Source organism: Streptomyces sp. LS1784, from assembly GCF_020103755.1.
In the GTDB taxonomy this organism is placed as follows: Bacteria; Actinomycetota; Actinomycetes; order Streptomycetales; family Streptomycetaceae; genus Kitasatospora.
Window position 1 is genome coordinate 1 of the sequence record NZ_JAHSQD010000424.1, and the last position, 7,093, is coordinate 7,093.

General features: G+C 76.7%; 7 protein-coding genes. 4 read left to right on the top strand and 3 right to left on the bottom strand.

Features of this window, described 5'->3' with window-relative positions; translation table 11 throughout:
• On the bottom strand, window positions 1-1,469 hold a 1,469-nt coding region (locus KS423_RS33390), incomplete at its 3' end, for a translation initiation factor 2 (protein WP_224283501.1).
• A gap of 354 nt (window positions 1,470-1,823) precedes the next feature.
• Window positions 1,824-2,720: a LysR family transcriptional regulator gene (locus KS423_RS33395; RefSeq protein ID WP_224283502.1), complete on the bottom strand. Its 897-nt coding sequence runs from the start codon at window positions 2,718-2,720 to the stop codon at window positions 1,824-1,826.
• A 139-nt stretch (window positions 2,721-2,859) separates the two neighbouring features.
• Between KS423_RS33395 and KS423_RS33400 the strand changes: the two genes are divergently transcribed.
• The 4 genes from KS423_RS33400 to KS423_RS33415 all read left to right on the top strand — a co-directional run bounded on the left by KS423_RS33400 (window position 2,860) and on the right by KS423_RS33415 (window position 6,243).
• Entirely contained in the window at window positions 2,860-3,783 is a 924-nt protein-coding gene (locus tag KS423_RS33400) for a DMT family transporter (RefSeq protein ID WP_224283503.1), read from the top strand.
• A 76-nt stretch (window positions 3,784-3,859) separates the two neighbouring features.
• Entirely contained in the window at window positions 3,860-5,176 is a 1,317-nt protein-coding gene (locus KS423_RS33405) for a sensor domain-containing protein (protein WP_224283507.1), read from the top strand.
• Window positions 5,161-5,832, top strand: a complete 672-nt coding sequence (locus KS423_RS33410) for a response regulator transcription factor (protein ID WP_224283504.1) — start codon at window positions 5,161-5,163, stop codon at window positions 5,830-5,832. The genes KS423_RS33405 and KS423_RS33410 overlap by 16 nt, the downstream gene beginning before the upstream one ends.
• A 48-nt stretch (window positions 5,833-5,880) precedes the next feature.
• Window positions 5,881-6,243 carry a hypothetical protein gene (locus KS423_RS33415; protein ID WP_224283505.1) on the top strand — a complete coding sequence of 121 codons (363 nt, stop codon included), beginning with the start codon at window positions 5,881-5,883 and terminating at the stop codon, window positions 6,241-6,243.
• Here KS423_RS33415 and KS423_RS33420 read toward each other — a convergent pair.
• Window positions 6,215-7,093: glycosyltransferase family 4 protein (locus tag KS423_RS33420; RefSeq protein ID WP_224283506.1), on the bottom strand; the 879-nt coding region annotated here is incomplete at its 5' end. The two genes, KS423_RS33415 and KS423_RS33420, sit on opposite strands and share 29 nt — an antisense overlap.

Below are 7,093 nucleotides of genomic sequence, written 5' to 3' on the forward strand. Positions count from 1 at the left end.
CGGCGGACGCGACCGCCGGAGCGGTCGGCGGCCACGTGGACGCCGACCGGGGCGCCGCCGTCGCGGCGCAGCAGGGCGGTGGCGGGGGAGAGGAGCACGGCGGCCGTGCGGCAGTTCGGATGCTCCTCGAAGACCTCGGCCGTCCAGTCGGCGGCGGTCCGGTACTCGTGGTGCCAGCCGGTTCGCGCGGCCGGGGCGTCGGCGCGGCGGTAGATCAGGGCGGCGCTCTGGAGCGCGCGGGTGCCGGCCCGGCCGTACTCGGCGGCGAGGTGGTGGAAGGGCAGGTCCGTCCAGGGCGGGAGCCGTTCGACGGTGATCGGATCACGGTCGGTGGACGCCCGGACGGCGAACGCGGCCGGGGCCTGCGGGGCGTGCTCGGGCACCGGCAGCGGGCGCGGCCGCACGGGGTACGGCGGCGGGACCAGACCGAGCAGCTTGTACAGCTCGGGCCGCAGCGTCTCCAGGCACCGTCCGGTGCGCGCGAAGGCCCGTTCGGCGAACCGGCGGGTGCGGCCTGGCCGTTCCGACAGGCACGGCGCCGGGTCCACCGGGTCCAGACGCGGTACGGCGGCGAGCAGCCGGGCCATCGGGCTGCCGGGGACCAGCTCGTCGGCGCCGTCGCAGGCCGCCACCACCGGCAGGTCCAGCGCGGCGGCGTAGAGCGCCACCGAGCCGTGGTCGGTGACCAGGACGTCCGCGGCGACGAGCAGGGCCGCCCACTCCTCGTACGGCGCCGCGAGCATCAACCCGGCGTCCAGCGCGGGGCGCAGCCGCCGGGACAGGTCGAAGGAGCCGGTCCGGCTGTACTCGTTGGGGTGGACGATCAGCGCCAGCTGGTACCCGTCGTACGGCAGCCGGGCGGCGAGTTCGGCGGGCAGGCCGGGTCGGCGGGCGAGCAGCGACTGCGGTCCCCAGGTGGAGGAGAGCACCACCAGCCGCCGCCCGCCGGTGCCGAGCGCGGCGCGGACGGCCTCGCGCCGGTCCAGGGACTCCAGGATCCGGTCGAGCGTCGGATCCCCGGCGACGATGGCGTGCCGCCGGGCGTCGGGCAGCCGGGCGGCCAGCCGTTCGATCTGGTCGGGGTGGGCGAGGGCGTGCAGGGCGGCGGTGGGGCTGCCGCCGCTGAGCAGGAACGCCGGGTCGAGGCCGGACGGCAGCTCCGGCGAGCCCTCCCGCGCCAGCGCCTTGTTGAAGCCCGCGCCGTGCGGGAGCAGCACCTGCCGACCGCGCAGGCCGCCGAGCGCGCCCTTGGGGCTGGCGGTGAGGATCAGGTCGTGCCGGCCGGCGAGGGCCTCGGCCCACGGGATGCAGCGCGCCCCGGCGGCGTCCACGGCCGCGAGCGCGTCGGCGGCGAAGTCTGAGCCGGGCACGAGGGTGAAGCGGCAGCGGACCCGGTCGTCACCCTCGAAGGCGGGCAGCAGGTCGAGCAGCCGGTGCAGCGCGGCGGCCGAGCGCACGGCGAACAGCACCTCGGCGGGGGAGTCCGGGCTGCGCGGGGCGCTACGTGGCTGGCTGGCTGGCTGGCTGGCTGGCTGGCTGGCTGGCTGGCTGGCTGGCTGGCTGGCTGGCTGGCTGGCTGGCTGGCTGGCTGGCTGGCTGGGCCGACGGTCCCGTACCACACCTCAGCGCCCCTCGGCGACGGTGCGGCGGCACCGGCTCGGCGCGGTCGGGGTGGTCCTGCGGGGGCATGGGGGCGATGGTATCCGCCAGGGCGTGCAGACGGTGTGGTCCGGCGAAACCCGCCCCGCCGCTCCCTCTCGCCGGACGCCCCGTCTGTCGCGCAGGTGAGTCCACGCGACCCGTGCGGGAACGGTTGCGGCAGGTCAGACCCCGGCCCCGGCCTTCGCCCCGACCCCGGCCTCCACCCCCGCCAGCAGCCCGCTGACCGCCGGGGACCACGGGCGGCCGGCCGGCCCGGTCAGCGACAGCGTCCGGTGGACGGTGGGCCGGATCGGGACCAGTACGCACTCGGCCGGGAGCATGGTCAGCGCCAGCGCGGGCATCACCGAGACCCCGACGCCCGCGTGCACCATGCCGATCAGGGTGTTCAGGTCGCGGATGCGGTGCCGGGGCGTGAAGCGGGCGCCGGCCCGCCGGTAGGCCTCGCGGATGTGGCGTTCGCAGCCGCCCTCCGAGAGCAGGAAGTCGTCGTCCTCCAACTCGGCTACGTGGATGGATGGTTGACCGGCGAGCGGGTGGTCGCGGCGCAACAGCGCGTGCATCGAGTCGGCGCCGAGCGCGACTGCCCCGGGCGGCAGCGGCCCGGCGTCCACCAGCACGGCGGCGTCCACCGTGCCCGCCTCCAGCCAGGCCGCCAGCTCCTCGTCCTCGCCCTCGAAGACCCGGACGGTCACCTGCGGGTAGGCCGCCCGCCAGTCCTGCAGCAGCCCGGGCAGCAGCGCCTGGCAGACGGTGGTCGGCGCCGCCAGGCGTACCGTGCCGGTCAGGCCGCCGGAGTGCCGGGTGGCGATGGCGCGGACGGCGGCGGCCGAGGCGACGGCGGTCCGGGCGTGCGGCAGGACCTGCTCACCCAGCGGGGTGGGGCGGCACGGGTTCCCGCGCCGCAGCACGGGCGCGCCGAGGTTCCGCTCCAGCGCGGCGACGGCGTGCGAGACCGCGGACTGGCTGATGCCCAGCTCGTCGGCGGCCGCGCTGAAGCCGCCGGTGTCGGCGACCGCGACCAGTGCCCTGAGCTGGGCCAGGTTGATGTCCGGGGTCATGAGACTTCCTCATCACGAACGGGCTACCACTTGTTGGACTCATGCTCCGGGCCGGGCCACGCTCTGTCCAGCGACAAGCGAACACGCGAACACGCGAACACGCGAACACGCGAGCAGTGCGAGGACGGAGGTGGTGGGAGTGCGGCGCTGGCTGCCGGGCTTCGTGGCCCTGTCGGTGATCTGGGGCGCGAGCTTCGCCCTGATCAAGGTGGCGGTCGACGCGGGGGTGCCGCCGGTGTGGGTGGCATTGTGGCGCTGCCTGTTCGGTGCCGTCACGCTGTGGGCGGTCCTGCTGCTGCGCGGCGAGCGGGCCCCGCGCGATCGGGCGCTGTGGGGGCATTCGGCCGTGGTCGCGGTGCTGCTCAACACCGTGCCGTTCACCCTGTTCTCCTTCGGCGAGACCAGGGTCAGCTCGGTGCTCGCCGGGGTGATGAACGCGACCACCCCGCTGTTCACCCTGCTGTTCGCGGTGCTCACCGTCCCCGAGGAGCGCCACCCGGGCGCCCGCCGGCTGGCCGGCCTCGGGCTCGGCTTCCTCGGCGTGCTCACCGTGCTCGGGGTCTGGCGCGGCCTCGGCGCCGGGGCGACCGCCGGCGCGCTGGCCTGCCTGGCCGCCGCCTGCTGCTACGGCGCCGGCTTCGCCTACCTGCGCCGCTTCCTGTCCGGCCGCCCGGAGTCGGTGACCACCCTCTCCGCACTCCAGATCGGCTGCGCCGCGGCCGAGCTGGCCCTGATCGCCCCGCTCGCCGCGGGTGCCCCGCACTGGCCCGGCCACGCCGCGTCCGCCGCCCTGCTGGTGCTCGGCGCGCTCGGGACGGGCCTGGCCTACCTGCTCAACCTGGGCCTGGTCCGGTCGGCGGGCACGACGGTGGCCTCCGCGGTCACCTATGTGACCCCGCTGTGGTCCACCGCCCTCGGCGCGGCCTTCCTGCACGAGCCGGTGGGCTGGAACGCCCTGGCCGGCGGCGCGCTGGTGATCGTGGCCGTCGCGCTGACCAGGCCGCGCCGGGCCCGGACCGTGCAGCAGGCCGAGGACCCGAAGGGCCGTCAGCCGGTCGGCTAGGGTGGATCGGGTGAGCGAGGGGAGCGGCGGGCGGACCAGCGCGGGGACCAGCGAGGGGGAGCAGCAGCCGACGTCCGTGGGCGAGGCACTGCGGGCGAACCCGCTGCGCTTCCCGTTCACCCGCTGGGTGCCGCGCTGCTGGGCGTACCTGCTCGGCGGCGCGCTGTTCGGGCCGGTGCTGCTGGCGGTCCTCGCGGCGCTGCTGGTGCTCGGTGCGGGGCTGTCGGTGGTCGGCGTCGGGCTGCCGGTGCTGCTCGCCCTGGCGCTCGCGGGCATCCCCGCAGCGGCCGTGGCCCGGTGGCGGCTGCGGTTGGTCGAGCCGTTCCCCCTGTCCGACCCGCACCGGAGCCTGCCCGGGGCGGGCCGCCGCGCCCGGATCCGCACCCGGTTGCGCGAGCGGGCCACCTGGCGCGAACTCGCCCACGCCGTGCTCGTCTCGACCGTGCTGGCCGCCGCCTCGCTCGGTTTCACCGCGCTGCTGGTGTTCTCCGGCCTGTACGTGATCTCCCCGCTGGTGGTCTGGGCGCTCGCTCCGGAGACCGTGATGCTCGTCCCCGGGCACGCCGTCCCCGGGCCGCTCGCCGCCCTGCCGTTCGCCGCCGCCGGGCTGGCCGGCCTGCTGCTCTGCGCGTACGTCGGGGCGCTGCTGGCCTGTGCCGAGGTCGCGCTGGCCCGCTTCCTGCTCGGGCCCCGGGAGGACGACCTCGGCCGTCAGGTGCTCGAACTCACCCGCTCCCGCGCCCGGTTGGCCGACGCCTTCGAGGCCGAGCGGCGCCGGATCGAGCGCGACCTGCACGACGGCGCGCAGCAGCAGCTGGTCGCGCTCAGCATGACCCTCGGACTCGCCGAGTACGAGCTGCGCGGCCAGGAGGGGGCCGGGGGCGGTGGCCGGGAGGCCCGCGGCGAGGGCGCCCGGGACGCCCGGGCCGCCGAACTCGTCACCCGGGCGCGCGGCGAGGCCCGGCAGGCGCTGGAGCAGCTGCGCGAACTGGTGCGCGGCATCCACCCGCAGGTGCTCACCGACCACGGGCTCGCCGCCGCCGTCGACGAGGTCGCGCAGCGCCACCCGATCCCGGTGGCCACCGACATCGAGCTCCCGGAGCGGCTGCCCGCCCCCGTGGAGACCACCGCCTACTTCACCGTCACCGAGGCGCTCACCAATGCGGCCAAGCACAGCGGTGCCACCGCGATCACCGTCCACGGGCGGCTCGCGGGTGGCCGGCTGGTCGTCCAGGTGACCGACGACGGGCGCGGCGGGGCGGACCCGGCCGCCGGGGCCGGACTGGCGGGACTCGCCGACCGGGTGGCACTGCTGAGAGGACGGCTGATGGTGACGAGCCCGACGGGCGGCCCGACGACGCTGCGGCTGGAGGTCCCGTGCTCCGGGTCGTGATCGCCGAGGACGCGGTGCTGCTGCGCGCCGGACTCGTCGAACTCCTCGCGCTCGGCGGCCACCGGGTGACCGCCGCCGTCGGCGACGCCGGGGCGCTGGCCGCGGCCGTGGACGCCGACCGGCCGGACATCGTGGTCACCGACGTCCGGATGCCCCCCGACCACACCGACGAGGGCCTGCGCGCCGCCCTCGCCCTGCGCGAGCGCCACCCGGGCCTGCCCGTCCTGGTCCTCTCCCAGTACGTGGCCACCCCGTACGCGACCCGGCTGCTCGCCGCCGCCGGCGCCCAACCGGCCGGTCTGGGGTACCTGTTGAAGGACCGGGTCGGCGACGTCGCGGACTTCCTGGACGCGCTGCGGCGGGTCGCCGACGGGGAGACGGTGATCGACCCCGAGGTGGTCCGGGTGCTGCTGCGCGGCCAGTCCGCCGACCGCCCGCTGGCCCGACTCACCCCGCGTGAACGCGAGGTGCTCGCGCTGATGGCCGAGGGCCTCAACAACCAGGCCGTGGCGGGCCGGTTGAGCATCACCGAGGCCTCGGTGGTGAAGCACTGCGGGAACATCTTCACGAAGCTGGACCTGGACCCGACGGAGGGCAACCGGCGGGTGCTCGCCGTGCTGGCGCACCTGCGGGGCGGTGAGCGGCCGGCCGGGTGACGATCCACCCACTTGTCACGGTGGTTTCGGTGCCGGAACGATGGCGTCATGGCGAGGACACGGGAACCGCAGAGCGCAATCGTCAACCGACTGCTCAAGGGCGAGGCGACCAAGGACGACAGCACGACGGCCCAGACGAACTTCCTGCTGTGGCTGCGGCAGGAGTGGGACGGGGACGGCGACCAGGCGCTGGCGGCCTGCCTGGACGTGCTGGCCGAGGCCGGGGGCGAGGAGTGGCGGGCGCTGCCGGAGCGCGATCTGTCCGCCCACGTCTGGCTGTTCAGCTTCTCCTGCCCGAGCCGGGACGACCTGCCGGGCCAGGCAAGGAACTGGGTGACGGCGGTGCGCGCCAACGGCGGGGCGCCCGCGATCGCACGGCTGGTCAGGCACCTGCGGGGGCAGCCGGATTGACCGGGGCGGTCGCGCCGGGCAGGGGTACCTCGGGGTCCAGCAGGTCGGTGAGCCGCCGTGCCGAGGACTCCCAGGTCCAGTGCTCCTCGGCCCAGCGCCGCCCCGCCGCCCCCGTCCGGGCGCGCTCGGCGGGCGGGGCGAGCAGGATCCGGGTCAGGGCGGCGGCCACCTCGGCGGGGGAGCGGCCGTCGACGACCGTGCCGGTGACGCCGTCCAGGACGGTGTCCGGGGCGCCGCCGGAGCGGCCGGCCACCACCGGGAGGCCGGCGGCGGCCGCCTCCAGGTAGACGATGCCGAGGCCCTCGGCCTCCAGCCCCAGCCGACGGGTGCGGCACGGCATCGCGAAGACGTCCGCCGCGGCGTAGTGGACGGCCGTCCCCGCGTGGCCGAGGCCGCCGGTGAACACCACGCTGCCCGGCTCGGTGAGCCGGCGGGCGAGGCCCCGCAGCCGGTCCTCGTCCGGGCCCCGGCCGACCAGCACCAGGGTGGTCCCGGGCACGGCCCGGCGGATCGCGGGCAGCGCGCGGATCAGTACGTCCTGGCCCTTGCGCGGGACAAGCCGTGCCACGCACAGGACGACCGGGGCGCCGGACGCGCCGGTGGCGGTGGCCGGCCGGAAGACCGACGGGTCGACCCCCGGTACCAGGCGCGCCAGCCGGGCGTCCGGCCCGAGCGCGGGGGCGATCCGGGCACGGGTGTAGGCGCCGAGGTAGGTCACCACGTCCGAGCTGCGGCCGATCCGGCGCAGCAGGCCGCGGGCGCCCGGCGTGCGGGCCCACCAGATCTCGTGGCCGTGCGTGGTGGCGACGGTGCGGCGGATGCCGGGCGCCAGCCGCCGCAGCCCCGGCGT

Coding starts and splice junctions, on each gene's coding strand:
- KS423_RS33415 (WP_224283505.1), top strand. CDS start 5,881: ATGGCGAGGACACGGGAACCGCAGAGCGCAATCGTCAACCGACTGCTC.
- KS423_RS33395 (WP_224283502.1), bottom strand. CDS start 2,720: ATGACCCCGGACATCAACCTGGCCCAGCTCAGGGCACTGGTCGCGGTC.